This window comes from Cellulomonas sp. APG4 (genome assembly GCF_009996735.1).
Classification (GTDB): domain Bacteria; phylum Actinomycetota; class Actinomycetes; order Actinomycetales; family Cellulomonadaceae; genus Actinotalea.
Genome location: NZ_JAACYI010000004.1, coordinates 148,487 through 174,970, shown reverse-complemented (window position 1 = coordinate 174,970; position 26,484 = coordinate 148,487). Strand labels below are relative to the sequence as shown.

Genomic DNA, 26,484 nt, shown 5'->3' with positions numbered 1-26,484 from the left:
AGGCCGCGCAGATCGAGGTGCTGGTCGTGTACGCACGCTCGGCCCAACCGGCCGCCCGCCTGCACGGCGTATCGTCGGCAGCGGCAGATGTGTAGAAGAGCGAGGCCCACGCCGCCGCCGTCGCCCGCCGAGACGACGGGCCAGTGGGCCCCGACGCCCGCGTGGGGCGGGGGAGCGCCGGCGGCACCCGCCGCCGCGCCCGAGGTGCCGCGGCCGTCGGTACCGGCGCACGCGTCGTTCTCGCCGCAGACGACGTTCTCGCCGCAGACCGGGTTCGACGACCAGGTGACCAACGCGCTCGCGCACAACGCCGACATCGCGCAGCAGGCGCTCGCCGAGCTGAGCCAGCTCTCGAGCTACCGGCCCAAGACGGTCTCGGCCGCGAGCCCGACCACGTTGCAGCGCCGCACCCCGGGACGCATCCCCGCGGCCCCGGAGATCGAGCTGCCGAAGTCGGGTCAGCGGGTCGACCGCGACGCGAACCAGGTGCGCTCGCTGCTGTCGAGCTTCCAGTCGGGCACGAGCCGGGGCCGCCAGGCCTCGGAGGCGCCCGGGCAGCAGCCCGCACCCCAGAGCCCCGGCGAGGTCCCGCACCCCGTCGGTCACGAGGACGGCCCGGCAGGTCACGGCGAGCCCGTGACGACCCCGGACACCGACCTGAACCCGCGGAGCACCTCGTGGTGACCCGCAGCCGCCGCACAAGCCGCCGCTCGTCCGAAGCAGCCGGCAACCTCGAGGAGGACGCGTGACAGCCATCAGCTCGGAGGCAGCCAACTTCGGCTGGCTCCTGGACAACTTCGTCAAGACGGTCCCAGGGACCCGGCACACCCTCGTCGTGTCGGCCGACGGCCTCCTCATGGCCATGTCGGAGAACCTCGACCGCACCAGCGGCGACCAGATGGCCGCGATCGTGGCCGGCATGTCGTCGCTCACCCGCGGCGCGGCCCGCCAGCTCCACGCGGGCGACGTGCGCCAGGCGATCATCGAGATGGACGAGCTCTTCGTCTTCCTGATGAGCGTCTCGAACGGCTCGGTGCTCGCCGTGGTCGCCGACTCGACGTGCGACGTCGGCCTGATCGGCTACGAGATGGCGATGCTGGTCTCGCGCACCGAGACCACGCTCACGCCGCAGCTCGTGACCGAGATGCGCGGCAACCTGCCGGTCGACGGCGCGATGCGGGCACCGGTCGGGTGATCCGATGACCGCCGAGGAGAGCTACGGAACGCCGGGTCGGCACGCCGACGCGGCCGACGACGGCGTCGAGTACGAGGCTCGTACGGTCCGGCCCTATGCGGTCACGGGCGGGCGCGTGCGCGCCGCCAACTCCGACCTGCCGCTCGAGGCGCTCGTCGAGGTGATCCCGGGTTCGGCCCCGCACGGCCTGCCGCCCGAGAAGCGTGCGATCCTCCAGCACGCCGCCCACACGTTCGTCTCGGTCGCCGAGCTGTCCGCCCTGCTGCGGCTCCCGCTCGGCGTCGTGCGAGTCCTGGTCACGGACCTGTCTGAGTCCCAGCACATCCGTGTCCACACATCCACCCCGGTCAGTGTCCACACCGGCCAGTCCCCCGCCCTGTCCCTGAGCGTGCTGGAGAGTGTTCTCAATGGCATTTCAGCCCTCTGACACCGCCGTCTCGGACCGCGCGCCGGTCACCGGGGGTGTTGCGCCCACCGTCGTCAAGATCGTCGTCGCCGGTGGCTTCGCCGTCGGCAAGACGACGTTCATCGGCTCGATCTCGGACATCGAGCCGCTCAACACCGAAGCCGCCATGACCGAGCACTCGGTCGGCGTCGACGACGCCGGTGGCGTCACCGACCGCAAGACGACCACGACGGTCGCGATGGACTTCGGTCGCATCGCGCTGCCCGGGTCGCTCTGGCTCTACCTGTTCGGCACCCCTGGGCAGGACCGGTTCCTGTTCATGTGGGACGACCTGGTGCGCGGTGCGATCGGCGCCGTCGTGCTGGTCGACACCGAGCGGCTCGACCAGTGCTTCCCGGCCGTCGACTACTTCGAGAGCCGGGGCATCCCGTTCGTCGTCGCCGTGAACTGCTTCGACGGCGTCGCGCGGCACCAGCTCGACGACATCCGCGAGGCGCTCTCGGTGCCCGCGCACGTGCCGCTCATGTACACGGACGCCCGGTCGCGAGCGGCGACCAAGCAGACGCTCATCTCCCTCGTGCAGCTCGCGATGGAGCGTCTGCGCGCCGGCGCGGCCTGAGCGGAGCCGCACCGGTACGCAGCACGACCAGCACGACCGCCCTCGGGCGGTGCAGGACAGCATCCCCCTCGAGCAGGACCCTGGCCGACGTCACGCCGTCGGCGAGGCGCCGGAGGCGGCGCGGTGATCACCGCGCCGCCTCCGCGCGTCAGGGGCCCCTCGGCCCGGGCCAGCACGGGCGTCCCGCGTCCCGCCGTCGTGCCGGGCCTGACTAGGCTGGCGGGCACCTGCTGCCGCCCGAGGACGGACCCGATGCTGACCTACGCCGACGGATCGGCCCTCGGCCGGGCGTTGGCCCCCGGCCCCGAGGCCGCGTCCTGGCTGCGCTGGTCGAGCGAGCACGAGGTCGTCACCTCGCCCCTGGGCCTCACGGAGCTGCGACGCCTCGCGCAGGGCATGGACCCCGTGGCGCGCGAGAAGGCCCGCCGCATCGCCGACGAGGTGACCGTGGTGCGCTTCTTCGACCAGTCCCTCAAGTCGGCGGCGATGGCTTCGTCCGTGCTCACGCCCTTCGGCGCGATCCACCTGGGCATCGCGGTGGCCCACCCCGACGTCGGCCGCGTCGCGACGTACGACCCGCTGCTCGCGAAGGTCGCCGTCATCTACGGCCTCGAGGTGGTCAGCCCCGGCTGGCCCGACCGCTGGTGGGAGTCGTGAGGTGAGCGGGCGGGAGGCGCCGTGGAGCTGCTGATCCTGGGTGTCGTCGCGCTGCTGGTCATCGCCGGCAGCACCGCCCTCGCCGAGCGACGCAACGTCCCCGCCCCCCTCGTGCTCGTCGTCGTGGGCATCGCGGTGAGCCTCGTGCCGGCGGCCCCGGTGATCGAGCCCGACCCGGAGTGGGTGCTCGCGGGCGTGCTGCCCCCGCTGCTCTACTCGGCGTCCGTCGCGATGCCCACGATGAACTTCCGTCGCGAGTTCGGCGCGATCAGCGGCCTGTCGGTGCTCCTGGTGGTCGTGACCGCGGTGGTGCTCGGCCTCGTGCTCTCGGCGGTCGTGCCGGGCCTGAGCCTCGCGTGGGGGATCGCCCTCGGCGCCGTCCTGAGCCCGACGGACGCGGTCGCCACCTCGATCGCCCGGCGTGCCGGCGTCTCGCCGCGCGTCCGGGCGATGCTCGAGGGCGAGAGCCTGCTCAACGACGCGAGCGCCCTCGTGCTGCTGCGCACCGCCGTCGTGGGGGCGGCCGCGACCGTCCAGGCCGGCGAGGTCGTGGGGTCGTTCGTGCTCGCGGTGCTCCCCGCCGTCGCGGTCGGCTACCTGGTGGGCCGTGCGAACCTCGCGGTCCGGGCGCGGCTCGAGGACCCGACGGTGACGACCGTGCTCTCGTTCACGGTCCCCTTCGTCGCCGCGGTGCCGGTGGACCTGCTCGGTGGCTCGGGCCTGGTCGCCGCCGTGACCGCCGGCATCGTCACGGGGATCCGGGCGCCGCGTGTCCTGTCCCCGCAGCAGCGGCTCTCGGACGCGCAGAACTGGCGCACGGTCGAGCTGGTGCTCGAGGGCGCCGTGTTCCTGCTGCTGGGGCTCGAGCTCACCGCCGTGGTCGCCGACGTGCGGGGCACGGGCGCCGGACCGGGCGGCGCGGTGCTCCTGGCGGCGCTCGCGCTGCTGCTCGTGCTCGCGATCCGCACCGTGCACGTGACGTTGCTGCTGCGCACGCTCGCCCGTCGGGCCGAGCGGCACCGCAGGCTCGCACCGCACGTGCGTCGCCTCAACGACGCCGTCCTCGACCCGGAGAAGGTCGCCCGCATCGCCGAGCGCTACCCCCGGCTCCCTCGACGAGGACGGGGCGACCTCGAGCGGGTGCGGGCGCGGTTGCGCAGGACGCTCGCGGACATGGACTACTTCCTCGCGGTGCCGCTGGGGTGGCGCGACGGCGGCGTGATCGTCTGGGCGGGCATGCGCGGGGCGATCACGGTGGCGGCCGCGCAGACCCTGCCGCACGACGCGCCGGACCGGTCGCTGCTCGTGCTCGTCGCGTACGTCGTCGCGACCGGGTCCCTCCTGCTCCAGGGCGGCACGCTGGCCGCCGTCGTGCGCGTGCTGCGGCCCACCCGCGCGGACCCCGCGCGCAGGGCGGACGAGCGTCGTCGGCTCGACGCTCTGCTCACGGCGGTCGAGGCGCCCGACGCCGCGACGCCGCACGAGGCCGCGGTGCTCCACGTCGAGGCGCGGCGCGCGGCGCTGCTCGACGCCCGCGACGACGGCGCGTTCGACGCCGACCTGCTCACCGAGGCCCTCGCGGCGCTCGACGCCCACCAGCTCAGCCTCGAGGCCGCCCGCCCCCGCGCCACGCCCTGACGCAGCTCCGCCCCCGCTCCTCTCCGACGGGGCCGTACATCTGCGGTGAGGGCGTACATGCGCATGTACGTCCTCGCGGCGGATGTACGTCCTCGCGGGTGGGGAGGTGGTGGGGGGTGGTGCCGGGGGCGAGAGGGCTTGCTGGTGGCTGGCACAATGGGCGCGCGCTGCGGGCCCGGACGGCCGTGGCGGGGAGGGCTGGCTGAGCGGCCGAAAGCGACGGTCTTGAAAACCGTTAGTGCGGTGACCCCGTACTCAAGGGTTCGAATCCCTTGCCCTCCGCTTACAAGTGCACATGTGACCTCATCCTGAGGTGACAGCCGTCTGACCTGCGAGAACGCACCTTCGGGGATGAGTCGGGACTGCTCCGAGCGACTCGGGACCGCCGTCTCGTGTGCTGAGACCCGACTCGCTCCTCGCGAAAAACTGTCTCCGGAACTGTCTCCACCTGGAGCGCCTGACTGTCTCCACCTGGAGACAGTGCGCGCGGTGGGTGCAGCGACCGCCTGCCGGACGGCTCTGTGACCTGCACATACGCGCCTCCGAGCGGTCATCCACAGGTTCCCGTGTCTCAGTGACCAGGACGCTCGGCGCTCCCTACGGTGGAGATGGGAGACGGACGAGGAGCATGCCTCGCAGCGTCAGCAGCGTGCTGCGCGGCTGCTCCAGCACGCTGAGCGCTGGCGCGGTGTCTCCCGGACCAGCACCACCCCGCACTTCGGCACCCTCACCCGTCACGACGCCACCTTGGTCACCAACGGTGTCGTCCTGCTGTCCCACGAGGGTCAGTGGGTTGGACGAGCAGGCTTCCCTCCCTGGGACATGGACCCTCCCCTCGACCCCGTGCGAACCGAGGCGATGCGCGCCTGGTCGCAGATGCCTCTTCAGGCGGAGCAACCAGACCTCCTCCTCCGTCTCGCCAAGACCCCTCGCCAGGCGGTTGTGGCGGCGCTGGACGGCGTGGTCCGAGGGAGTGAGTTCGACCCCTTCGACCGTGAGCCAGACGGTTCCTTCCTCGGTCAGCGCATGTCGCACGTGGTCTGGGACGCGACCGCCACGGTCTACCTCTTGAGGCGGCTGACCTTCCTCCTGCTCAAGACCTCCGAGCGGATGGAGTCCGCGTCTCGTGTCGCGGTCCTCAAGCGCTACGACGCCAACCTCGCGGGGTATCTCCAGCGGCTCCGAGCGGGAGAGGTGCGCCTCATCCGCTTCGACGCAGACGCCTGGGAGAGGGAGGCGCTGGAGAACCTGATGGTCAGCGACGAGACGCGCGAGAGCGCTGCGCGTGACCTCGAAGAGGCGTTCCACCTGCGGTTGGTGAAGGACGACACGCACGACCCCAGCCTCGGCACTGCGTACCTCCGCGAGGGAGCCACGCCGGAACTGCGGCGGTACCTGCGCGCACGGAGGTTGAAGAAGCAGCGCAGGGAGGGGGAGCCGGTCTTCAGCACTCTGGAAGAGGCGCTCACGACAGACGAAGACCACATCCCGTTGAGTGGGAGACCGCTGTCGATGGAGGAGGTCCGCGAGCAGCGTCGCCGGGAGCGTGCTCAGAGGCTCCATGAGCGTCGTGGCGGCGTCGGGGAGGTAGCGGAGCCTCGGGAGGAGCCTGGCGAGCCTGAGAGCGGCTCAGCGCGTCTGCGGCTGGTACGCGACCCGCTCCAGCACCCGGACATCATCTGGGACGAGTAGCAGGCTCACCCAGTCAGTGCCTGACCTGTGACGTACGGCGCTGATTGAATGACTGGATGCGCCGTCTCCACGTCGAAGCCAAGGATGACCTGCTCCGCAGTTTCGTCGGCAAGCCGGTCGGCGGCATCGTTGAACTCATCTACAACGCGCTCGACGCTGATGCGGACGAGGTGACGGTCTCCGTCGAGGAGAACGAGGCTGGCGGCATCGAGGCGGTCGTCGTGGAAGACACCGGCTCAGGCATGACGCCGATGGCAGGCGAGAGCGGCTTCACAGGTCTCGGTGGCTCCTGGAAGGCTGCGGCTGCTGGCGTCACCCCCAAGGGTCGGCACCTGCACGGCTCGCTCGGTCGAGGTCGATACGCGGCATACAGCATCGGAGAGCGCGTCACCTGGGAGTCCGTTGCTGAGGAAGGTGGTAAGCGCACCCGCATCCGGCTCTCAGGCAGTCGCAGCGACCTCACCAACTTCGAAATCAGTGAGCCAGAGGAGACGGACGCGCCGACCGGGACTCGCGTTCGGATCAGCCTGCCGACCGAGGCGGCTCAGACGGCGCTCCTGAACGACAAGGTGGCAGAGATGCTCACTGCGACGTTCGCGCTGTATCTGACCCGGTTCAAGCAGGTCAGCATCAAGTGGCGAGGCAAGGCGCTCAACCCGAGCAAGTACTTCAGTCGGGAGCCAGCGGAGTATCGACTCGATGTGGTCGAAGGTCAGACCATCAGCCTCACCGTCATCGAGTGGACCTTCAAGCGTGTGGAGCGTCGCATCTTCCTCTGCGACGGTAACGGGATGACCGTCAGCGAGGCGCCTGCACGCATCCACGCTCCCGACTACCAGTTCACGGCGTACCTGAACTGGGATCGCTTCCGCGAGATGGGTCACGACCTTCTGCTGCACGAGTTCGAGAACAGCGAGGCGTTCCCGGTCATCGAGGCGGCGAAGGAGCGGCTGAAGCAGCACTTCAAGCAGCGGGACCGCGAGCGTCAGCGCAAGATCATCGAGAAGTGGCAGGAGGAGGACGTATACCCGTACCCGGACAAACCTCGCTCCGAAGCGGACGAGGTTGCGCGCGAGACGTTTGACCTCGTGGCTCTCGCTGCCGCACGCGTCGTGAACGAGAACCGTTCCGCCAAGGGGAAGAGGTTCGCGCTCAGGCTCATCAAGGAAGCCATCGACCACTCACCGTCCGCTCTGAAGACGCTGCTCCAGGAGGTCATCGGACTCAGCGAACAGCAGTTGGAGGACTTCGAGGCGCTCCGAGAGCACACGAGCCTCTCGAACATGCTCCAGGCAAACACGATCGTCGCGGACCGGCTCGACTTCCTGAACCTGCTTGAGACGATCATCCACGAGCACGAGCCGAAGCACAGGACGCTTGAGCGGAGCCTCCATCGTCTGCTTGAGGCAGAGCCGTGGGTCTTCGGCAACGAGTGGTCCGTCGCCACGAGCGACCAGAGGCTGACGGCAGCGCTCATCGAGCACATGAAGCACCTGGACCCCGGCTCCGAGGTCGAGACGACCGCCATCGAGCCTGTAGCGCTCGTAGACGGCAACACCATGGCGCGTCCTGACCTGCTCCTCTGGCGCGCAGCCAGGAACCTGCGCAACCGGTACGAGTACCTCGTCGTGGAGTTGAAGCGTCCCCGCATCCCCATCACCGAGGAACATCTGAGCCAGATCAAGAAGTACGCGCTTGCCGTCGTGAACGACACCCGGTTCAACATGCTCGATGTCCAGTGGGACTTCTGGCTAATCGGGGACGAACTGTCTGAGTTCATCGTCAACGAGCGTGAGCAGAAGAACCTCCCGCCAGGCGCGGTCTTCCAGCATCCCAAGTACACAATCTACGTGAAGCAGTGGAGTGAGGTCTTGGCGGACGCAGAGCAGCGGCTCAAGTTCGTGAAGGAGAACCTCCAGTACGACCCCGACCGCGACTCGTCCATCGAGAGGATGCGTCGCAAGCATGCCGAGTTGTTAGCGGATGTGTTCCCTCAGGACGAGGCAGCCAGTCCGACACCCGAGACCGGCGCTGAGTCTCAGTTAGGCAACCTCGTGGACCAGGAGACCAGGCAGTGAGTGCACCCGGCAGCATTCTCTCTGCCACCCGACCGGATATCCAGAAGAACGCGATCCGCTTCGTCAAGGAGTGGACTGGTGAGACGCGCGAGAGAGCAGAGAAGGACTCCTACTGGTCGGAGTTCCTCGCGATCTACGGTCTGAAGCGTCGCCGGTACGCCACCTTCGAGTACCTCGCGAAGAGACAGAGCACCGGACGCCATGGGTTCATCGACCTCTTCGCTCCCGGTGAGTTGCTGGTGGAGCATAAGAGCGCTGGCGAGAACCTCGACAAGGCGCTGGACCAGGCGTTCGACTACCTCGTAGGCATGCCGCAGGACGACCAGCCGCACACCATCGTTGTTTGTGACTTCGAGCGGTTCCTTGTCCACGACCTTGAGACCGGGACGCAAACGCGCTTCCCCCTCGAAGACCTCCCGAAGTACACCCACCTGTTCGAGTTCCTCGCTGGCTACGACAAGCGGGGAGTGCAGGAGTCTGAGGAGGAAGCCAGCCTCAAGGCGACCGGTCTCCTGAGCGAACTGCACGACGCGCTCAAGACCAACAAGTACAACGACCATGCTTTGCGTGTGCTGCTCGTCCGGCTCCTCTACCTGCTGTACGCCGATGACACAGGCATCTTCCAGCGCGGACTCTTCCACGATTGGCTTGTGGTGGAGACGCGCGAAGATGGCAGTGACCTCGGTGCCAAGTTGATCGAACTCTTCGGTGTTCTCGACACGAAGCCTGAGGACCGTGAGACGAACCTCAGCGCGACGCTGAGCGAGTTCACGTACATCAACGGCTCGCTGTTCGAGGAGACGATTCGTCCGCCGCACATGGACGAGAAGATGCGCGACCTTCTCATCGACGCGTGTCGGTTCGAGTGGTCGAAGATTAGTCCTGCTCTGTTTGGCTCGCTGTTCCAGAACACGATGCAGCCGAAGGAGCGTCGCCAACTCGGCGCGCACTACACGTCCGAGCGCGACATCATGCGGCTCATCCAGCCGCTCTTCCTGGACGATCTTGAGGGACGCCTGGAGCGCAGCAAGGCTGTGCCGGAGAGTAGCAAGAGACTCACCGCTCTCCGTGAGTTTCGTGACTTCCTGCCGACCCTCAAGTTTCTCGACGCGGCTGCTGGCACCGGCAACTTCCTGCTGATCGCCTACCGCGAGTTACGCAGGGTTGAGTTGGAGTGCCTGGTCGCGATCCGTGAGACCGAAGACGCGCTCCAGACCCGACGCGGGAAGAGTGGCAAGACGGCGCTGCCAGGTGTCGGACAGATGGCGTTCGATGTCTCCTGGGAGTCTGGCGTCACTGTCGATCAGTTCTACGGAATCGAGTTGGACGAGTTCGCGGCGATGATTGCTCGGACAACGATCCACCTCGTTGACCATCTCGCCAACCTGGCGCTCAGTGAGGCGTTCGGGGACTACTACGTGCGCCTCCCCCTCCAGGACTCGGCGCACATCCGGGACGGGAACGCGCTCCAGATCGATTGGAGCGAGGTTCTACCGGCTGACGAGTGCTCGTACATCCTCGGCAACCCCCCGTTCGCCGGTCAGTACACGCGGACTGGTGAGCAGACGGATGACCTCAAGGGGGTCTGGGGAGAGTTCTACAACGGGTACATGGACTACGTGAGTGGCTGGTACGTCAAGGCTGCTCAATACATCGGAGATCGTGACACCCGAGTAGCCTTGGTTTCCACGAATTCGATCTGCCAGGGAGAGGCTGTTCCCGCGATTTGGGAGCCAATGCTGAACGCAGGGTTCCACATCGACTTCGCTCACCGGACGTTCCTCTGGACTAGCGAGGCACGTGGCAAGGCTGGAGTGCACGTGGTTATCGTCGGCTTCTCGCGCGGTCGCAAACCTGGCACAAAGCCGCTCTTCGAGTACGGACTCGGTGGACGTGGTGAGCCGCTTCGGATCGAGGCGTCGAACATCAACGCCTACCTGGCGGACGGTCCGGATGTCTTCGTGCGTCCGCGAACCTCACCCCTGTCTACACTGCTGCCGCCTGTGATCTATGGAAGTAAGCCTGCGGACGGCGGCTTCCTGTCTGTCTCGCCTGAAGAATACCCAGACATCGCAGCAGACGCGCACGCAGCGAAGTATCTGCGACCGTTCATTGGTGCGCGTGAACTCATTCACAGTACTGAGCGATGGTGTCTATGGATGAACGAGTACGACCCTGCCGACGTACGCGCTAGCGCGATTCTGCGCGAGCGACTCGAAGGGGTGAAGAAGTTTCGAGGCGACAGCAAGAAGAAGCAAACACGCGAGGGAGCGAAGACCCCGGCGCTCTTCGCTGAAGTGCGTCAGCCGAGCACCGACTACCTTGGCATCCCGATTCACGTTGGTGAGTCGCGCAGGTTCTTCCCGGTTCAGAGATTTACTGCTGAGGTCGTCACCAGTAACGCCAACTTCATCGCAGCCGACCCGGATGGCATGGTCTTCGCAGCGATGTCTTCTTCTATGTTCATCACGTGGATGCGAGGGGTTGCCGGTCGCATCCGCGCTGATCTACGGCTATCTGGCACCGGAGTCTGGAACACCTTTCCTCTTCCGGACCTCGATCAGAAGACCCGCCAGGCGATGATCGACGCTGGTCAGGACATCCTGAAGGTCAGATCCAAGTACGTCGGCAGCAGTCTGGCGGACATGTACGACCCACTAGCGATGCCTGCTGACCTAGTGAAGGCTCACGACGTGCTGGACAGGATCGTTGACAAGGCGATCGGTGGTCGGAAGAAGATCGAGACCGATGCTGACCGGCTCTCGGTGCTCTTCGAGCGGTACGTGCAGTTGGAGCAGGCGGGTCAGTTGGCTCTCGGCTTGACGAAGAAGCCGAAGCGGCGGAGGAAGGCTCAGACCACAGCCTGAGCGGTGACCACGACGACCTCCACGCTGCGTCCCTGCGCGCGCTGGAGGCGGGTCATCAGCACAAGGCGACCGTCCACGTCCTCCCACACCTGCGGCACAAGGGAGGCGTCGCGGCTGGATCAGCGAACTTGTGTGATGAGCGATGCTCCCCACTCGCGCGGGTTGTAGGTCTTCACGAGCACGTAGTCCTCTAGACCTGCCTCAGCGATGGCGTCCGTCACGCGCTTTAAGACGCCAGGAGCGTCTTCAGCAACCAAGTAGTTGACCAGCGTGGAGCGATCCCGAGCATTCCGGTACGAGCGCATGATCATCTGCAAGTTCCGCTTGCTCTTAAGGCTCTTCTCGATCTCTACGGCGACTGTCCCATGAGAGTCAGGACCGAAGATCGTCACCAGGTCAGGCGTGTGGACGCCGCCGCCGACCTCCGCTGAGGGAGCGACGTAGAAGTCCGCCAGTTCAAGAGCGGTCTGCTCGTCGGCGTCCCCGATGCCTTCGAGGTTGTGGACCGTGCCACGGATGAGCATGCGGCGGTCAGGGTCCTCGTCCTGCATCCGTCGAGCCTGCCGAGCGATCTGCGTCTCAGTGAGGATCACAGCAGGGGACACAGGGTTCCTCGTTCCGAACTTCCTGGTACCACTGCGGATGAGTGCTGAGTAGTAGGCGATGGCGAGCGTGTGCTCGATGGTTGCCATGGACGGCTTAGTCAACGCAGGCACGTCGAGACCCAAGACCTCGATTGCCTGCTGGGTCAGCCAGTAGGTCATGTGGACACCGTTGAGCGAGACAGCATGCAGGTAGCCACCGCGTCGTAGGTCGTCCAGGCGGGACTGCACAGCCTGTGAGGGTGCCAGCGTCTGCAAGAACGCCTCGTGCTCAGCCACGAACGCCTCGTAGTCCCGGACGCGCTCTTCATGGCGGTCGCGCTCTGCTTCGAGGTCGCGCAGACGGCGTGCGGCTTCCCGGTACTCAGGAGTGCCAGGACCGAACGCCTTCATGGCTTCCCGGTAGCGAGAGCCGGTGGTCCGGACAGAGCGCCGTAGACCGTTGCGCTCACGCCGCAGACCTCGAAGCACGTCTCGGTACTCGTTCAGTTCATCTCGCGCCTGGTAGTACGCAGTGTGCTCGTCACCCTCTAGGCACTGGATAGTGCGGACGGTCGCGTAGCGAGAGATGCCGACGAAGTGCATCCACTTGCGGTCTCGCTCGGTGATGATCATTTGACCCTTACGAGCATCAGTACGTCGCTTCTTCCTCTTCACCTTGCGGACGCGGGGAGGGGTGGGTGCAACGTCTCCGGGGAGGACCACAGGCTCGTAGTCACCCTCCTCCACGTCTTCAACGAGAACCGGTGAGACCTCTTCGACAGGAGAGGGAGAGGCTGCTCCTTCACTCACAGGAGAGGGAGAGGTCTCACCAACTGGCGCAGGAGAGGGAAGGCTCCGGCGAGGGGAAGAGGAGAGGAAAGGATTCGCAGGAACCTCATCAGGGTCTACCCGGTACGTCTCCTCCGCGCGGCGAGGAGGGGGAACTGAGAGAGAGGGAAGACCTCTCCGAGGTGTTACCGGGGAGGGAGCCTTGCGGACAGAAACACTCCGAGCAGGAGAGGCGAAAGGGTTCGCTGGAACCTCGTCAGGAGAGACTTCCCAAGAGGTGACAGGGGTAGGGAGAGCGGATGAAGTGCGCTGTGCAGGTGACGGTTGGATGGTCATGGCTTCTCCTTTGATGGCAGGTTCTACCCCTAACTATCGGTTGACTTCATTGGTCGCAATCCTCAACCTGGCTTGCGTCGAAAACTGACCATTCAAACCCCTGCCTTTCCCGCGCTGACCTGCACAAACGCTAAGAAGCCACTGGTGGGTCAGAAGCGAGCGAGTTAACTACTTCCTCTTACCTACTCAAATCAGGTAGGGAGGAAGAGCGCAAGGCATCACCCACGAAACACAGTGCCTACGTGCTTACTGCATGCAGTAGCCAGAGGGAACATGACTCCCTGGAGACGGGAGGCATGGGAAACAGGTGCCATCCCCGTAGGGGAGAGGAGAGAGGAGAGGTGCTGCTCTTACCAGCGGGAGAGGGGAGAGGTTCTACCCACAGAGGAGAGGGAGGGGTTCACCCTCGGAGAGGGGAAAGGAAAGAGACTCCAGGGAGGCGAGAGGCTCTGCCTAGAGACGGAGAGAGGGGAGGCTCTATCTCGGAGAGAGGGGAGGCTTCACCTCGGAGAGAGGGAGGAGAGGCTTCAACCCAGGGAGAGGGTAGAGAGGGGTATGGGGAGAGGCTTCCCCATGGATGCAGGGAGAGAGGTAGAGGGAGGGTAGGGATGCCGCGTCACCTCTACTACGGAAAGGCTGGGGAGGGGAGAGAGGGGAGACTTCCCCTCGGTTCAACTACCAACTGCTCACTGCTGACAGGCAACTGCTTACTGCTGACAGGAAGGCATGTTCCCCTTGTCATCTGGGATACAAGGGAGCATGTTGGGGAGGGTCGAGGGTATGGCTCTAGGGTTGTTGTGGAAGTGGTTGGGGGAGGACTAAGGGGATGATTGCGAACGGAGCGAAGGAAGAAGCGAAGAGTGCTTCGGTCTTCATCGCAGGCAACATGAGGGACGTTTTGAGGGAGCCTGCTCTTCCCATATGGGGTGTCTGGAGAGGAAGGCTAGGGGAACTGCTGGGTACATGCGGAGTGCTACTGCGAGGTCTTGGTGCTCTCCGTGCTTGGTGTCTTCAGGTGTTCTTCTTCCATCTCTCTCCTCCTCAGCCACTTAGGCATGAGGGGTCTCTTCGAGTGTGAGTCGAAGAGGCGGCAGGAGGAAGCGGCGGTCTTTGCGGCTGAAGCGAACCGATGGCAGGCAGGCGCATCGAGGGACGTTTGAGTGTCTACATCTGTGGACACGGAGGACCAGCAGCAATGTCTACCGCTCGCGCCTGTCTACAGGCGAGCGTCAGTCCTCGTCAGTGTCCGAGGGGAGGAGCAGTCCACTGCTCTTGTTATAGACCCACTTGGTCCCGGCAGTGATCGTCGCCGCCGTGAAGAGCGCCGTCAGGAGTGCCGGTTGTGCAAGTGCCAGGTAGATAAAGGCGACGAGCGTTCCGTTCGTTGCGATGCCTACGAGCCACCCGCGTGCAGTGAAGTAGTCACCAAGGTTCGGACGGAGACGGATGATCAGGCGTGCGACCGTCTCAAGCGCGACGGCTTGCTCCGGCGTCGGCGGAGCCTGCGGATCGAGTTCGTTCCCGATGGCTTCGAGGACAGCCTGGACCGCTGCCTCTTCTGCTTCGTCGTCATCGACATCGGCGGCAGCCTGCTGCGCGACGGTGGCGGCGTGTGCGGCGGTGCTGATGTCTGCGAGTCCGAACGCCTTGGGGAGCACGTTCGAGAGGTCGAGCGCTTTGGTGTAGTCAGCGGTTGTGAGGATGTCCGCGAGCATCTGCTGGGTGGGGAGGACGCTCAGGATCGCTGAGAGGTCCACGAGGGGACGCGACACCATCTCTTGGATGGCGCTGGAGGCGATGATGCTCCGCTGGACCTCTGCGATCCCGGACAACTGCTGAAGCGCTGGTGCAAGGGTGTCGAGGACGCTGAAGGTCGGCATGATCTGCTTGAACATCAGCGTCTGCTGCGCCTGCATGGTCTCGATGAGGCTGGTCACGCCGGACAACTGCACCGCTCGCACGGTGTCGAAGGCGGCGCTACCGAGGACGGCTTGCATGCTCTCGATGGCTGGCAAGACTGGGTTGACGTTGCCGAGGATGCTCTGCTGCCACCCCGCGATGTCCGGCACGATGCTGCGCTGCATCTGCTCGATGAGGTCCGAGATACCAAGCAGGTCGAGCGACACCACTGACTGACGGTCAGGGTTCTGCCGGAGGTACTCCTCTGCGATGTCTGTGCCGCGTAGCGCCTCACGCGCTTCCTCGGATGCCTCGTACGCCTCTTCGATGACCTCAGGGTCCGGGTGCTCCGTGGACTCCACGATCCGCCTGGCTTCGGCAGCCTCGCGGCGCAGCCGGTACAACTTGCTGGCGCTGATCCCGCTGCTGGATGTGGACGTGGCGTGGTCCGGTCTGGCAGCGGAGCCTTCTGGTTCCCGTGGCTCCTCGTCCTGCTCGCCGCTGCCGTCTGCCATGGATCGACGGTACCGGGGACACACGGTTGACCTGGGTACTGCCAGGCAGGTCGTGTCAGGTCTCGTCGTCCTCCGGCTCATCCTCCCGCTCATCCTTCGTCACCGGATCGAGGAGGTGGTTGTTCGCCATCCTCAAGGCGCTCATGAAGCCAAGGACTTCGAGGAGGGTGGCGAGGAAGATGTAGAAGCCTGGCTGGAAGACCCTCAGGTAGGCGTAAAAGAGGATGCCGCTGCCGTGGACGTACAGGTCGATGCGCTTACGGTCCTCGCGGCTGATAGCGATGTCGGGGAACTGCGCGACCGCCAGCGCCAGGAGTGCCTCACGAGGGGTCAGGTCGCCGTCAGCCGTGTCGTCATCCGTGAGTTCCTCGGAGAGACCTTCCTCTTCGAGGACTTCCTTGGCGATGCGCTCGAACTCGTCCAGGTCTTGGGGAGCGGCGTCTTCGAGGCGTTGGTAGAAGGCGGCGCGGTTCTCGAAGTCGGCATCCTCGATGGCGAACTCAGTGAGGTCGGAGAGGGTCTCGGCGTCGAGGTCGTCAGTCAGGCGCTCAAGGTCTTCTTCAGCGGTCCTCGCGTCCCGGTCAGTCCCTGTGAGCATCTGCTCGTACAGGTCCGCCATGTGCTGCCGGTGGGAGGCAGACGCGATCATCTGGCTCAGGACGCTGCCAGGTTGTGACTCCTGCGGGGTGCCTCGCGCCATCAACTCGGTGTAAGTGGGAGGCGTCCTGAGGCGCTGCTGTGCCGCAGCGGTCTCCTGGAGGATGCGCTGCAAGGCTCCGGTGGTGCCTTCGGAGTCGATGAGTGCCTTCGTGAAGATGCTCGACTCAGTGACGACCTTGCTCAGCGCGGAGGCGAAGGGTGACAGCGCGGCGTTCTGAGCGGCGGCGGACGAGGCGATGCCGAGGTCTCGGAGCGCCGGGTTGTTCCGGTCCGCCATGGTCTGAATGGCGGCAGAGAGACTGCGTTGGGTCTGGCTGGGGGGTGCGATCTTGGCGACCTGCTCGCTGGTCATCGCCAGTTCCCGGAGCATCCGTCCCGCGCTGCTGTCGGGGTCCACAGACCACCGGCTCAGGGTCTCGGTCATCTGGCGGAGCGCAGGATGGTTGGCGAAGACCTGGGTGGCGTGGCTGATCGCAGTCGCGTCGAAGCCGCTGTAGGCGCGGTTCGCAAGCATGCGGTCTCGGTATGCCTGGGAGGGGGAGTAGGACGCCTGCGCCTGACGTAGGTAGAGGTCCGACACCCGGACGCCTCCGGAACGAGGGGATCGGTTCGGCTCCGACTTGGACTCTCCCGAAGTCGCTGCCGGGTCAGTGACCTCGCTCGTGCCTTCCCTACTCACGGCTTCGTCAGTGGGGGACGCAGCCGTGCTGCCGTCTTGCGCCTCGCCACGGGGAGGTTGCTCCTGGTCGCCGTGCTCGTCGGAGTTCACGCACGAAACGCTACCGAGCAGGCGTGACACGTCCACCTACCCCAGCGCGGGTAGTCCTACCTAAGACGATTCCAGAGTCTCTCTTCCTTGAGCACATCAAGGACCGCTCGCTCCAGCACGGCACCCTCTTCGGTGGTCGAGGTGGTGCTCCAGCAGACCCGAAGAGCGGCTCGCTCGACTGCCAGACGGCTCCACTGCTGCACGGTGAGGGTCTGACCTGCCTCCACTTCTTCGAGACGCTCACGGAGCCAGGAAGGCTCTTGGAGTGCTCGCTCTAGTGCGAGGTTCCCCAGACCGCTGTGAGGCGCTCTGCCGCTGACGTAGATGGTGAGCCTGCCTCTTAGACCCTTGCCGCTGCGCTCACCGGCTCGACCGACGTAGACGAGCGCGCCGTCCTGCTGGAACAGGTAGACGCCAGGGAGCACGGGAGCTTGACGGATGACCTCCGGCGTGAACGGCTGCCACCGCGACCAAGACGCGAGGCTTGCGACAACAGTCGGTAGAGAGGCGTCTTCAGGCATGAGATGAGGCTAGTCGGACAGCGGGATGTGTCTACATCTGTAGACAGGCTTCACGTGATTCACGTGGCTTCTGCCATCACCTCTTCGGCATTGTCTACATCTGTGGACATGAACAAGGGTCATCCTGCATACTCGTGTCAGTCCCTTGAGCTTTTCTGTACCTACTAATTCGGTGCAGTGACCTCAAGGAGCCATCGTGACTTTCATCGATACCCTTCCCGCCGAGCACGTCGTCTCTTCCATCGACGCCATGCGGGAGTCCGACCATGGTCGTTTCTACATCGACCACGTGGCACAGGGGGACGCACGGTTCGCGCTGTTCATGCTGCTCGTGGACCGCAAAATGCGTGCGGTTCTTGGAGTCACGCATCGCGACATCGCTGATGCCTGCTGGCGCGACTTCTACCAGGACGGCATGGAGCCGACTGAAGCCATCATCGAGGCTCTTCAGGGTGATGACCTCTACGCGGGTCTCATCCCTGTTCTTCAGCAGATGCCGTGAAGTGGCGAGACGAAGAGGAAGAGCGAGCGATGAAGAACACCGGCAGCACAGCAACCCCGCACGCGTCTTGGCGTGAGGCAGGTGTACAGCCTCTTCAGCGGTTCGAGGAGGGGACACCTGCGACGGTCGAGGACTTCGAGGCGTACCAGTCCCAGGCTCTGCGTGGTGTCTTCCCGTACCGCGATGTCCTCTTCCTCGTGGCGGAGCACATCGGGATCGACGTGGACGAGCACCTGGACCTCCACGTGAGCGACATCGCTGCACAGGTCGTCGCAGACCTCGGTGAGCACCGCTGCGTTGCCGGGTACCGCTTCACCCGCTGGCGGACGCGGCGTGATCCGTTCGGCGGTCGGCGGCGGGAGGCGATGCACGAGGCACTCTACGTCCCGCGCGCGGCTCACCAGATCGTCTCCATGGCTGTGGCGACCTGGCGGCACTGAGGTCGTCGCGATCAGCGGACACGGCATGCAGTGCCTACGTCAGCAGTAAGTACAGCAACACGGGATGCGGGACTACGGCAGCACGGACATAAGGAAGAGAAGATGAGCAGCACCATGGACATGCCTTGGGTGAACGACCTGGAGCCAAGTCCGTCGCTCGCTGGAGCACAGACCCTCACAGACATCACGAGGAACGTCGCGAAGACTCTCGGAGTACCGATGTCTTCGGACCTCGCGGACCTCGTGAAGCAGCACGCGACATGCGAGGTGAACTACAACGGGGAGTCGAACACCCTGGTTGGCACCCACCACGCCGTCTGGTTGCCGGATGGGTCCGGCTCTCTCACTGAACCCGTCTTCAACGCAGACACCGCGCTGGAGGTCGCACAGATCGCGGTCACGGCATGGTGGAGCGAGCGGCTGCCTGCTAAGGAGCGGATGCGACTCCAGCGGGAGTGGGAGGACGACCTGCTGCGCGAGACGCGGGAGATCGTGAAGGACGACGGCAAGAGTGCTGACGACTGACGTGCCTCCCTCGAACACGAAGACCCCGGTTCACATCCGAACCAGGGTCTTCGTGTTCTGTGGGTCAACCAAGCGTCCTACCGGTCCGTGTCCCCGTGGAGCCGCAGTGCCGTAGTGCAGTACCTACTGCACGCCGTGATGCAGTGACGGGGACGCAGCCGAGCGCTCGGTTGATGAGGTGCATCACGCAGTGCTGACTGTGGCGCATGTCACAGCGGATTCGATTGTGACCGGGAGTGGCGCGCTCACCGTGTACTGCGAGGGGTTCGCAGGAGGCGCACGGTCTCCACCCCGCTACAAGAGGAAGAAAAAGTTGAAGAGAGCAACGAGGAAGAAGATCGAGAGCGCTTGGAACCGAAGCGCGGACATCGGGAACCGTGCAGTGAAGTTCGTGACGGCAGTGGTGATCATTGCCACCAGCGTGGGAGTGAGTCGTGCAGGGGTGCTCAGTCTGATTGACGAGTACGGACATCACCTCGCGCCGTACAGCGCCTCAGACGCCGCGCTTCATACGGTCGGTGTCGTGGGTGTGGTGGTCGCCTTCGTGTGGAGCGTCTGGCTCTGTGCGAAGGCTGGCGTCTTCGAGATGGCAGTGAGCGTCTTCAAGAAGCCGGAACGGACGCCTCGCGGTCAGGCGTACAAGGAGAGGCGAGCCAAGCGTCCACGGATACGGTGACCTCATACTGAGAGAACCCCTGAGCGTTCACCCGTTCAGGGGTTTTCCTGTATCCATCGAGGGGACGTAGCCGTGCAACTGCTGAGGTTATTGCTGGAAGTGTGTGGGAGGCGCCTCTAGCCTCGCTGATGAGCGGTGTTCCATGTCGTAGGTAAGTGGTTATCTACGGGTCATGCGAAAGAGCGAAGAGCAGATGCAGGCTCTGCTGATGGAGTGCAGCGTGGAGCCGGACATGAGGCTCAAGAACGAGGCTGGTTCCGGCTCTGGCGGCTATGCCTTCATGCGCGCTGCGGAGGGTCGTGGTTACCACGCGATTCCCTCGTGGGGTCGCGATGGCTACGACGCTGGCGCGTGGTCTCTCGTGATCTTCTTCGAGCGGGTGACCGACTACGCACACCTCGTCCTCTCGTACGTGGAAGGCGACCTGAGTGAGTACGCGGCTTCGGACGCTGCTGAGGCTGAAGCGATCCTCGACTTCCTCATCTACAGCCACTGGAAGAGCAGTGGTGAGCCGTGGGTGGACAACATCACCTGGGAACGGCTGCCTGAGCCTCTGCGTGGTCAGTACAGCGTGGAGCGTCTTCGAGCGGAAGGACGCCTGTGATGCGGACACTGCCACCCGTCATGCGCTCGGTCGCGCACGCGACCTGCTCGAACTCTCGCCTCAGTTCGGTCGCTCTTCGATGGACGAGGCGGCTCAGACCATCACGGACCTACTCGGCGCCTTCGCCGCCTCGGACAGCCGCGACCTCCACACCTTCACCAAGACCTGGCTCACCGAGCGTGAGCACCACACGGACGGAGACCTCTGATGACCAAGAACGTGAGCACCCTCACCGCTGTGGCGGACGGTCGTATCCGTCGTGCCGCTGTGCTCGTAGTGGTCGTGGTCGCCGCTGCGGCGGCGATCCTCTCGTACGCGGGTCTGCGTGACCTTGCGATCAGTGCGGACATCGACCCGTGCCTGGCGATCCTGCTTCCCGTGGTCATCGACGGCATGATCCTGGCGGGAGGACTCGTCGTGCTCCACAGCACGCTCTCGGGGATCAGCACGTCGTACGGCTGGTTCCTGACTCTCGCTGGAGTAGCCGTCTCGACCTGGGGGAACGTGGCGGCGGTCGCGGACATGGACGTCATCGCCAAGTCGGTGCACGCGCTGGCTCCCGTGAGCCTGGCGCTGACGGTCGAGGCGCTCATGCGGATCGTGCGGCACCGGATCGATGTGTCTCAGGCTCTTGAGGCTGCTGCGGCGGAGGAGGCTGCTCGGGTGGCTGAGGAGCAGGAGCGTGCCGAGCGCGCTGCGCGTCGTGCTCAGGAGGCTGAGGAGCGTGCTGCTCGTCGTGCGACCAAGGCGGGTCTGACGGACACGGCTGCTGCCATGCGTGCGGTCCTTCCGCGTGGGGATGCCAGCCTGACGGACGGAGCCATCGCCATCGTCCAGGCGTTCCCTGGTCGTCTGAAGAGCGCGGAGGTGGCGGCTGCTCTCGGGTGCACTCGGGAGCAGGCTCTCCGAGCCGTCTCGCGCGGTCGTGGACGGCTCAAAGCGATGGAGGGTGCCCCGGAGCCGGCGCACGCTTCGGCGTGCGTCTTGGCGGCGGCGTGAGCCTCTGCTCGCTGTCGCTCACTGCATCACTCCCTACGCGGGTTCTTTGTAGGGACGTTCGGGGCTGGAGACAGGTATCCCCCTGTTCTAGGAAGAGATGTCTTCGAAGAACAGGGGAGCCAGTGATAATGGTACGTCCGTACGCAGTATGACAATGACCAGCCACGCGCTCGAATAGCGCTCTGTGGGTGACTGGCGGCAACGGAGATGAGCGGGAATTACTCGCAGTCTCCCAGGACCGGGATGTGTACAGAGGGTTCGAGGTCAACGATGACCTGTGCTGACTAAGCCGCTTCACTGGGTCTGCCTTGAAAGAAGCCGACCCTCTGCGTCAGAAGCACCTCTCGCTCTCGCTCTCGCTACACCCGGTGTGCCAGCCGGTGAACCTCATCCCGTGACCACACCCTCAGGCTTTGTCTCAGCGGAGGCGTTCATCCTGTCGAGCAGGGAATCCGCGTGGCAGTTCAGTTCGTCACTCCCGAACATTGGGACCATGTTATTTGCGCTCCTCCCGGCGTCACCGAGGGGCTTCGTTGTCATGAGGTCTTCCTAGCGACTCCACGACAACAAATATCGGCAGATTGCAATAGCACAATTCTTGGCACAGCAATCCGCCGATGACACCAGTAGGAACCGGTGTCGACGATGAGGTAGGTAGCGACTTGACAGAGTCTTCCGGGCGACCGCATGCAGGTGTGCGTGACGATGGGAGAGTCGTCCTGGCGACTCTTCGCGCTCGAAGAGCATCGCCGAAACGTCACCAAGGGTGGAGCCAATGTGTCGGCGCGTTGCACGAAGCAATGCCAGCCATACGGTATTGCGGTGCTAACCTGCTCGACGGCAGTCTCGATATCGAGGATTGGAAGAGACATGGCGCGGAAGGTGCGCGTGGAGTTGGTCAGTGACCTCTCCCAGGTGGAGGCAGACGAGACCGTGACGTTCGCGCTGGACGGCGTGACGTACGAAATCGACCTCACGACCCAGGAGGCGAGCAGCCTCCGTGACGCGTTGGCGTCCTACGTGAAGGCTGGTCGTCGTATCGGCGGTCGTCGTGGCAGCACCGGTGGCTCGCGCGGACGCTCCAGCGCGAACCGCGGGATCGACCTCGCTGAGGCTCGTGCCTGGATCAAGGAGAACGTGAAGGACATCAAGATCAGCGACAGGGGTCGTCTGCCTGCCAAGGCGCTTGACGCCTACAAGGCGGCTCACGGTCTGTCCTGACGCTTCCCAGCACGTAGAGAACCCCGGCTCTCCGAAGCGGGTGACCGGGGTTCTCTCCATCTTCGGACATGGGACCGCCTCGTCGCTGCTCGCTAGGACATCTGGAGAGACCAGGCGGAAGGCGGCGAGACCCATGAGCACCGTGACGCACGTCATCCCCCGCACAATCCGACCCGTGATGCGACCGGTCAACCATGTCCCGCGCACCCGGGTCTCTGCTCCAGTGCCAGCGGCTCCTTCGCGCCTGCGCCGCGTCGTGCGGACCGTGTTCACAGTGGTGGTCGCGAGCATGCTGGCAGTCGTTGCTCTCAGTGGGATGAGCCACCTCGGACAGGCGGTGGAGTCGTTCACCTCTAGGAGCGTTGGTGTGATCCGCTCCCAGCACGTGCCGTCGTCTGAGCGTCCCCAGGTAGTGCAGGTCAGCGCTGACCCGACCCACGCGGTGCGTAGCGCCGGCTGAGCGGTCTCCCGACAGGACGAGCGAGACGAACTTCGTTTCTCGGGAGAAGACCAATGACCATCGCGCTCGACCACTCGACCCTCACCGGCGGGACAGTCGCGTCCGACGCGCCTTGACGACCACGCGCGTTGCCACCCTCAGGGATGCCTTCGACCTCGTTGAGCATGAACATATGTGGCTCGGGTTCGGGTCCGACAAAACGCTCAGCACCTTGGAGCGCTATGACCTACGTGCCATCCCCCTCGGTGTCTGTGAGGAACTCCGCTCCGGCGTCTCCACCCGTCGCCTCGCGACGCTCACCGAGCGACAGGCGTCCCCGCATGCTGTGGAGGCTGGGGTGCGCTCTGCATCGCTCGAACGCTGGTGTGCGGGTATCAGCGAGCAGACCAGGACGTTGGTTGGGGACTCCGCCGACCCCATGGACGCAGCGCACATCGATGCCTCGCTCTTACGACATCGAAGACCTCGGCATCGGTCAGCGTGCGAGCCGCTACCTCCTAAACGCGGTGCGGTACCACCCGAACGCCACCTGAGGAAGACCCTGCTGAATCCAAGTATTTGTCCTCTCATAAGGAGGGGATATCGCGGGTCGAATGTCAGAGGTCGATGGCACCTTAAGAGCCATGACGACGATGGTGGAGAACCCTAAGAGCGCCACCGTCCCGGTTCTCGTCCCCGAAGCGGACCGAGAGACCCTGGCTGCTCTTCTGGCTAGCGCTCGACCCGAGAACACTCGGAAGACCTACGCGACTCAGTGGTCCGCCTTCACCGCCTACTGCCGCACGAACGGTCTACAGCCACTTCCTGCGGAGGCGGACGCGGTAGGCGGCTTCCTGGCATACCTGCTCAGGACTGGAGCCTCGAAGAGTCGCATCAGCGTCGCTCGCAGCGCGATCCTGGCGGTCCACAAGGACTCTGGCTGCGTCGATCACGCGATGAGCCTCGCTGACCACCACGGACTGTTCATGGTGTCTCGTGGCATCGCGCAGCACTTCAAGCAGCAGCGCGTCACCACAACTAAGGCTCGTGCGTTCACGCAGGCTCAGGTGGTGGCTGCCTCGCAGGCATGTCCGCAGACGCCGCGGGGGGTTCAGGACCGCGCCGTCCTCCTCATCGGTGTGAACGTCGGTCTCCGAGCGAGCGAACTCGTGGGTCTGCGGCTCAAGGACATCTCCGAGGCTGAGCAGGGTCTGAACATCTTCGTTGCGCACAGCAAGACCGACCAGGACGGAGAGGGAGCGGTGCTCGCGTTGGCTTCCCTGCCGCCTCGACTGTCGGACGTGGATGGCGTGCGTGCGGTGCAGGCGTGGCTCGATGTGCTTGAAGACCTCCGAGAGGCTGACCCGGACGCTCCGCTGATCCGCCGTATCCACCGTGGCGGGATGCGGGTCTACAGCACGGGTGTGAGCGAGCAGGCGATCAGCGACCTGGTGCGCCGAGTGTGTGCGCGAGCGGACATCGACCCAGACGGATACTCCGGTCACAGCCTCCGCGCCACTATGGCGACGCTCGCCTACCAGAACGGGGTATCGGAGGAGCGCATCCAGGCGACCACCCGACACGGCTCGGTGAGCGTCCTGCGCGGGTACAACCGCAGCGGTCACTGGGTGCAGCCGTCGTCTCGGTCCATGTGGGGAGTGCAGTAGTGACCCACGGCTGCCGATGGCAGTAGGAGACTCAGCGTGACAGTGAGGGGTAGACCATGACGACCAAGCAGGCGAAGGTGCTGCGGATCGTGCTCGCTATCGCGGGACTGTTGCTCCTCGCGGGTGGGTGCTCAGCCGCCAATGCCGCGACCGAGATTGAGTACGTCTGTGTCGGCGGCGCGTTCGAGTGCGCCGTGGACCGGTCGCCGGGGTGGGTGACCCCGATGAAGTTCATCGCCGGGTTTGGTGGACCGCTACTCCTTCTTGCTGCACTCTTCACGCGCTCGCCAGAGGAGGAGCGTAAGGAGAGGGAGAACACCGAGGCGTACGTCCAGCGCGGTCGCGACGTGATCAACGCCGTTCGGGAGCGGGACGGTGGCAAGTGCCAAGAGTGCGGAGCCTCGGACGGCACGGACGTGGTGTACCGCTCGTCTCCGGTTCCTGACATTCGCAATCCCCAGCGCTACAACCCTCGCCTCATGGTGCTGCTCTGCAAGACCCATCGCGACCACACGACTCCGTTGGCGCGGAACGTCCTCGGAGTGCCGGTCGGTGGCTGAGCAGATGGACGACGACCTCGCGCGTGACCTTGAAGCCGCTCGGACTATGTTCACCGGCTACCAGGACCAGCAGGACGCTGCGATCCGAGACCTCGACCGTCTGATGCGTGAGCATGCGTTCGTGCTGGAGGTCGTCCACCTCCCCAAGGCGGACCCCGCCGAAGACTTCGAGGACGACGGTGACGAGGACGGGATGCTCGCTGCCTGCCGCCGTGGTGAGTACGCCTGCTACCGCGTGACCCTGCACAACGAGCGCGTCGTGCTGGACGAGACGTGCTCGTGGTCGAAGCCGGGTGTCGAGGACGGGATGTACACGCTGCTGGCGGGTCTGCCTGACACGCTCGCGCTCGACGTGGCTGACGACTTCGTTGCAGCGCTGCGGGAGTACGTCGGAGAGCCGCTCTCAGACTGAGCGGATGAGGTACGGCGCGAGGTCATCGAACCGGACGAGCCAGCGCTGCTGTGACTTGCCGTCCTCTCGCATGAGGCGGTTCATATCCTCAACCGGCAGACGCCAGACGTAGGAGGGTGTGGCGACAGCCGTCACGGACAGTGAGCCGTCCTCCCGGTAGTCCATGCTCACGCGGGGGAGGAACTCGGTCAGCACGAGGACCAACTCATCGAGCACCTCGGGGTTGTACGCACCAGCCTTACCAGGCGACGGCACTCCAATGAACTCGCGCGACCGCTTCCGGTGCCACCGGGCTGCCTTGACGTTGATCTTCCTGCCGTCAGCCGTGATGTCGTACGCCGCCTTGTTCCCACCGTCGTACTTGTACTCCGTGCTCTCGGAGGCGATCACGCCAGCGCCGATCAGTTCACAAGTGAGCCAGTCGAGGGTGGACAGCGAGAACTCTCCCTGCAAGCCGTCTTCAAGTCCGGGATACCAGTGCGCCATGGGTGTACTGAAGCATGAAGCCGGTACGGACGCCAGAACCGCAACCCCGGATAATGCCAGAATATGCCACGCTAGATAGGCGGAATCGGCAGGGTTGGCAACCCGACGCAATGTCGGTGGTCGGCGGCACAATATGGCATATGGACACTGATGAGCCGGGGTACGTCTACGAGGACGCGCCGGGCAAGAGGCTCTTCCCGCTGGGGAACGTCTACATCACACGTTCCATCGCGGAAAGCGGTATTCCGCACGAGGTCATCGCGGAGTTCCTCGCTCACCATCAGCACGGATTATGGGGAGACGACATCTCCGACGAGGACTCCATCGCGAACAACTGCGCCACTCACGGAGGCGGTGGTCGAGTTCTAAGCGCTTTTCGTTGGACCGACCCGCGCGGTGACGAGTATCGAGTGCACGTGGTCACCGAGGTGGAGGTCGACGAGAGGACGCGCCACACCACGACTGTGCGCCTTAGCCTGGGGCGCTAACTGTCTCCACAAACCGTTAGCCTGTCGCCATGTCTCCACAACGGAACCCCAACGGCGCTGGCAGCGTCACCGGTTCCGACGCGGCTGGCTACCGAGTGACCTTCCGCTGGACCGAAGGGGGACGCCAGGTCCGCAAGCAGTACCGAGCGAGGACCAGGCGCGAGGCAGAGCGCATCCGTCGCGCCCCTCCCCACAAGAAGGAGAACCGTCCGGTCGGCTCTCCGCCAGGTGCTCCACGGA

The 26,484-nt window shown here is 64.9% G+C and carries 28 protein-coding genes and 1 tRNA gene; 24 read left to right on the top strand and 5 right to left on the bottom strand.

What is annotated here, in order from left to right; translation table 11 throughout:
• The first annotated feature begins 87 nt into the window (after positions 1–87).
• The 10 genes from GXB85_RS05460 to GXB85_RS05415 all read left to right on the top strand — a co-directional run bounded on the left by GXB85_RS05460 (position 88) and on the right by GXB85_RS05415 (position 11,152).
• Positions 88–684, top strand: coding sequence for a hypothetical protein (locus tag GXB85_RS05460; RefSeq protein WP_161916623.1), 597 nt, complete (start codon positions 88–90; stop codon positions 682–684).
• 70 nt (positions 685–754) lie between these two features.
• The gene (locus GXB85_RS05455; RefSeq protein ID WP_370524019.1) at positions 755–1,195 is read left to right on the top strand and encodes a roadblock/LC7 domain-containing protein; all 441 of its coding nucleotides are present in this window, start codon (positions 755–757) and stop codon (positions 1,193–1,195) included.
• Between the two features lie 4 nt (positions 1,196–1,199).
• Positions 1,200–1,622: a DUF742 domain-containing protein gene (locus tag GXB85_RS05450; protein ID WP_161916621.1), complete on the top strand. Its 423-nt coding sequence runs from the start codon at positions 1,200–1,202 to the stop codon at positions 1,620–1,622.
• Positions 1,603–2,220, top strand: a complete 618-nt coding sequence (locus GXB85_RS05445) for an ATP/GTP-binding protein (RefSeq protein WP_161916620.1) — start codon at positions 1,603–1,605, stop codon at positions 2,218–2,220. The genes GXB85_RS05450 and GXB85_RS05445 overlap by 20 nt, the downstream gene beginning before the upstream one ends.
• Positions 2,221–2,472: 252 nt before the next feature.
• Positions 2,473–2,877, top strand: coding sequence for a type II toxin-antitoxin system VapC family toxin (locus GXB85_RS05440; RefSeq protein ID WP_161916619.1), 405 nt, complete (start codon positions 2,473–2,475; stop codon positions 2,875–2,877).
• A gap of 21 nt (positions 2,878–2,898) precedes the next feature.
• Positions 2,899–4,515 carry a cation:proton antiporter gene (locus GXB85_RS05435; protein WP_161916618.1) on the top strand — a complete coding sequence of 539 codons (1,617 nt, stop codon included), beginning with the start codon at positions 2,899–2,901 and terminating at the stop codon, positions 4,513–4,515.
• 192 nt (positions 4,516–4,707) lie between these two features.
• A tRNA-Ser gene (locus GXB85_RS05430) sits at positions 4,708–4,797 on the top strand.
• Positions 4,798–5,358: 561 nt separating this feature from the next.
• Positions 5,359–6,207 (top strand): hypothetical protein, encoded by an 849-nt coding sequence (locus GXB85_RS05425; RefSeq protein ID WP_161916617.1) that lies wholly within the window; start codon positions 5,359–5,361, stop codon positions 6,205–6,207.
• A gap of 56 nt (positions 6,208–6,263) precedes the next feature.
• The gene (locus tag GXB85_RS05420; protein ID WP_161916616.1) at positions 6,264–8,285 is read left to right on the top strand and encodes an ATP-binding protein; all 2,022 of its coding nucleotides are present in this window, start codon (positions 6,264–6,266) and stop codon (positions 8,283–8,285) included.
• Complete coding sequence (locus GXB85_RS05415; protein WP_161916615.1) at positions 8,282–11,152, top strand: class I SAM-dependent DNA methyltransferase; 2,871 nt, start codon at positions 8,282–8,284, stop codon at positions 11,150–11,152. The genes GXB85_RS05420 and GXB85_RS05415 overlap by 4 nt, the downstream gene beginning before the upstream one ends.
• Before the next feature lie 119 nt (positions 11,153–11,271).
• Here GXB85_RS05415 and GXB85_RS05410 read toward each other — a convergent pair whose 3' ends face one another.
• Entirely contained in the window at positions 11,272–12,483 is a 1,212-nt protein-coding gene (locus GXB85_RS05410) for a hypothetical protein (RefSeq protein ID WP_161916614.1), read from the bottom strand.
• Positions 12,484–12,500: 17 nt separating this feature from the next.
• Between GXB85_RS05410 and GXB85_RS05405 the strand changes: the two genes are divergently transcribed.
• A complete protein-coding gene (locus GXB85_RS05405) occupies positions 12,501–12,806 on the top strand; it encodes a hypothetical protein (RefSeq protein WP_161916613.1) in 306 nt (101 codons plus the stop codon).
• A 328-nt stretch (positions 12,807–13,134) separates the two neighbouring features.
• Complete coding sequence (locus GXB85_RS05400) at positions 13,135–13,467, top strand: hypothetical protein (protein ID WP_161916612.1); 333 nt, start codon at positions 13,135–13,137, stop codon at positions 13,465–13,467.
• A 623-nt stretch (positions 13,468–14,090) separates the two neighbouring features.
• Here GXB85_RS05400 and GXB85_RS05395 read toward each other — a convergent pair.
• The 3 genes from GXB85_RS05395 to GXB85_RS05385 are packed head-to-tail and all read right to left on the bottom strand — an operon-like array spanning position 14,091 to position 17,225.
• Positions 14,091–15,275, bottom strand: coding sequence for a hypothetical protein (locus GXB85_RS05395; RefSeq protein ID WP_161916611.1), 1,185 nt, complete (start codon positions 15,273–15,275; stop codon positions 14,091–14,093).
• A 55-nt stretch (positions 15,276–15,330) separates the two neighbouring features.
• Positions 15,331–16,704, bottom strand: a complete 1,374-nt coding sequence (locus GXB85_RS05390) for a hypothetical protein (protein WP_161916610.1) — start codon at positions 16,702–16,704, stop codon at positions 15,331–15,333.
• 56 nt (positions 16,705–16,760) lie between these two features.
• Positions 16,761–17,225, bottom strand: coding sequence for a hypothetical protein (locus GXB85_RS05385; protein ID WP_161916609.1), 465 nt, complete (start codon positions 17,223–17,225; stop codon positions 16,761–16,763).
• 196 nt (positions 17,226–17,421) lie between these two features.
• Here GXB85_RS05385 and GXB85_RS17790 point away from each other — a divergent pair, with 196 nt between their 5' ends.
• The 11 genes from GXB85_RS17790 to GXB85_RS05335 all read left to right on the top strand — a co-directional run bounded on the left by GXB85_RS17790 (position 17,422) and on the right by GXB85_RS05335 (position 25,270).
• Positions 17,422–17,727 carry a hypothetical protein gene (locus tag GXB85_RS17790; RefSeq protein ID WP_202627601.1) on the top strand — a complete coding sequence of 102 codons (306 nt, stop codon included), beginning with the start codon at positions 17,422–17,424 and terminating at the stop codon, positions 17,725–17,727.
• Between the two features lie 29 nt (positions 17,728–17,756).
• A complete protein-coding gene (locus GXB85_RS05375; RefSeq protein WP_161916608.1) occupies positions 17,757–18,167 on the top strand; it encodes a hypothetical protein in 411 nt (136 codons plus the stop codon).
• Positions 18,168–18,269: 102 nt separating this feature from the next.
• Positions 18,270–18,692: a hypothetical protein gene (locus GXB85_RS05370; RefSeq protein WP_161916607.1), complete on the top strand. Its 423-nt coding sequence runs from the start codon at positions 18,270–18,272 to the stop codon at positions 18,690–18,692.
• A 190-nt stretch (positions 18,693–18,882) separates the two neighbouring features.
• Positions 18,883–19,368, top strand: a complete 486-nt coding sequence (locus GXB85_RS05365; protein WP_161916606.1) for a hypothetical protein — start codon at positions 18,883–18,885, stop codon at positions 19,366–19,368.
• Positions 19,369–19,540: 172 nt separating this feature from the next.
• Entirely contained in the window at positions 19,541–19,972 is a 432-nt protein-coding gene (locus GXB85_RS05360; RefSeq protein WP_161916605.1) for a hypothetical protein, read from the top strand.
• Between the two features lie 79 nt (positions 19,973–20,051).
• On the top strand, positions 20,052–20,180 hold the full coding sequence (locus tag GXB85_RS18535) for a hypothetical protein (protein ID WP_255465755.1): 129 nt from the start codon (positions 20,052–20,054) through the stop codon (positions 20,178–20,180).
• The gene (locus tag GXB85_RS05355; protein WP_161916604.1) at positions 20,180–20,971 is read left to right on the top strand and encodes a DUF2637 domain-containing protein; all 792 of its coding nucleotides are present in this window, start codon (positions 20,180–20,182) and stop codon (positions 20,969–20,971) included. Before GXB85_RS18535 ends, GXB85_RS05355 begins: the two co-directional genes overlap by 1 nt.
• A 705-nt stretch (positions 20,972–21,676) precedes the next feature.
• The gene (locus GXB85_RS05350; RefSeq protein ID WP_370524018.1) at positions 21,677–22,192 is read left to right on the top strand and encodes an Lsr2 family protein; all 516 of its coding nucleotides are present in this window, start codon (positions 21,677–21,679) and stop codon (positions 22,190–22,192) included.
• A 1,083-nt stretch (positions 22,193–23,275) separates the two neighbouring features.
• The gene (locus tag GXB85_RS05345) at positions 23,276–24,298 is read left to right on the top strand and encodes a tyrosine-type recombinase/integrase (RefSeq protein ID WP_161916603.1); all 1,023 of its coding nucleotides are present in this window, start codon (positions 23,276–23,278) and stop codon (positions 24,296–24,298) included.
• 56 nt (positions 24,299–24,354) lie between these two features.
• Positions 24,355–24,858, top strand: a complete 504-nt coding sequence (locus GXB85_RS05340; protein ID WP_161916602.1) for a hypothetical protein — start codon at positions 24,355–24,357, stop codon at positions 24,856–24,858.
• Positions 24,859–24,862: 4 nt separating this feature from the next.
• Positions 24,863–25,270 carry a hypothetical protein gene (locus GXB85_RS05335; RefSeq protein ID WP_161916601.1) on the top strand — a complete coding sequence of 136 codons (408 nt, stop codon included), beginning with the start codon at positions 24,863–24,865 and terminating at the stop codon, positions 25,268–25,270.
• Here the strand turns inward: GXB85_RS05335 and GXB85_RS05330 are convergent.
• Entirely contained in the window at positions 25,262–25,756 is a 495-nt protein-coding gene (locus GXB85_RS05330; RefSeq protein ID WP_161916600.1) for a hypothetical protein, read from the bottom strand. The two genes, GXB85_RS05335 and GXB85_RS05330, sit on opposite strands and share 9 nt — an antisense overlap.
• 140 nt (positions 25,757–25,896) lie before the next feature.
• Here GXB85_RS05330 and GXB85_RS05325 point away from each other — a divergent pair, with 140 nt between their 5' ends.
• Positions 25,897–26,244 carry a hypothetical protein gene (locus tag GXB85_RS05325; RefSeq protein WP_161916599.1) on the top strand — a complete coding sequence of 116 codons (348 nt, stop codon included), beginning with the start codon at positions 25,897–25,899 and terminating at the stop codon, positions 26,242–26,244.
• The last annotated feature ends 240 nt before the right edge of the window (positions 26,245–26,484 follow it).

Coding starts and splice junctions, on each gene's coding strand:
- GXB85_RS05370 (WP_161916607.1), top strand. CDS start 18,270: ATGAGCAGCACCATGGACATGCCTTGGGTGAACGACCTGGAGCCAAGT.
- GXB85_RS05375 (WP_161916608.1), top strand. CDS start 17,757: ATGAAGAACACCGGCAGCACAGCAACCCCGCACGCGTCTTGGCGTGAG.
- GXB85_RS05395 (WP_161916611.1), bottom strand. CDS start 15,275: ATGGCAGACGGCAGCGGCGAGCAGGACGAGGAGCCACGGGAACCAGAA.
- GXB85_RS05350 (WP_370524018.1), top strand. CDS start 21,677: ATGGGAGAGTCGTCCTGGCGACTCTTCGCGCTCGAAGAGCATCGCCGA.
- GXB85_RS18535 (WP_255465755.1), top strand. CDS start 20,052: ATGGACGAGGCGGCTCAGACCATCACGGACCTACTCGGCGCCTTCGCC.
- GXB85_RS05345 (WP_161916603.1), top strand. CDS start 23,276: ATGACGACGATGGTGGAGAACCCTAAGAGCGCCACCGTCCCGGTTCTC.
- GXB85_RS05355 (WP_161916604.1), top strand. CDS start 20,180: ATGACCAAGAACGTGAGCACCCTCACCGCTGTGGCGGACGGTCGTATC.
- GXB85_RS05335 (WP_161916601.1), top strand. CDS start 24,863: ATGGACGACGACCTCGCGCGTGACCTTGAAGCCGCTCGGACTATGTTC.
- GXB85_RS05450 (WP_161916621.1), top strand. CDS start 1,200: ATGACCGCCGAGGAGAGCTACGGAACGCCGGGTCGGCACGCCGACGCG.
- GXB85_RS05445 (WP_161916620.1), top strand. CDS start 1,603: ATGGCATTTCAGCCCTCTGACACCGCCGTCTCGGACCGCGCGCCGGTC.
- GXB85_RS05330 (WP_161916600.1), bottom strand. CDS start 25,756: ATGGCGCACTGGTATCCCGGACTTGAAGACGGCTTGCAGGGAGAGTTC.
- GXB85_RS05385 (WP_161916609.1), bottom strand. CDS start 17,225: ATGCCTGAAGACGCCTCTCTACCGACTGTTGTCGCAAGCCTCGCGTCT.
- GXB85_RS05440 (WP_161916619.1), top strand. CDS start 2,473: ATGCTGACCTACGCCGACGGATCGGCCCTCGGCCGGGCGTTGGCCCCC.
- GXB85_RS05325 (WP_161916599.1), top strand. CDS start 25,897: ATGGACACTGATGAGCCGGGGTACGTCTACGAGGACGCGCCGGGCAAG.
- GXB85_RS05400 (WP_161916612.1), top strand. CDS start 13,135: ATGACTCCCTGGAGACGGGAGGCATGGGAAACAGGTGCCATCCCCGTA.
- GXB85_RS05340 (WP_161916602.1), top strand. CDS start 24,355: ATGACGACCAAGCAGGCGAAGGTGCTGCGGATCGTGCTCGCTATCGCG.
- GXB85_RS05360 (WP_161916605.1), top strand. CDS start 19,541: ATGCGAAAGAGCGAAGAGCAGATGCAGGCTCTGCTGATGGAGTGCAGC.
- GXB85_RS05460 (WP_161916623.1), top strand. CDS start 88: ATGTGTAGAAGAGCGAGGCCCACGCCGCCGCCGTCGCCCGCCGAGACG.
- GXB85_RS05420 (WP_161916616.1), top strand. CDS start 6,264: ATGCGCCGTCTCCACGTCGAAGCCAAGGATGACCTGCTCCGCAGTTTC.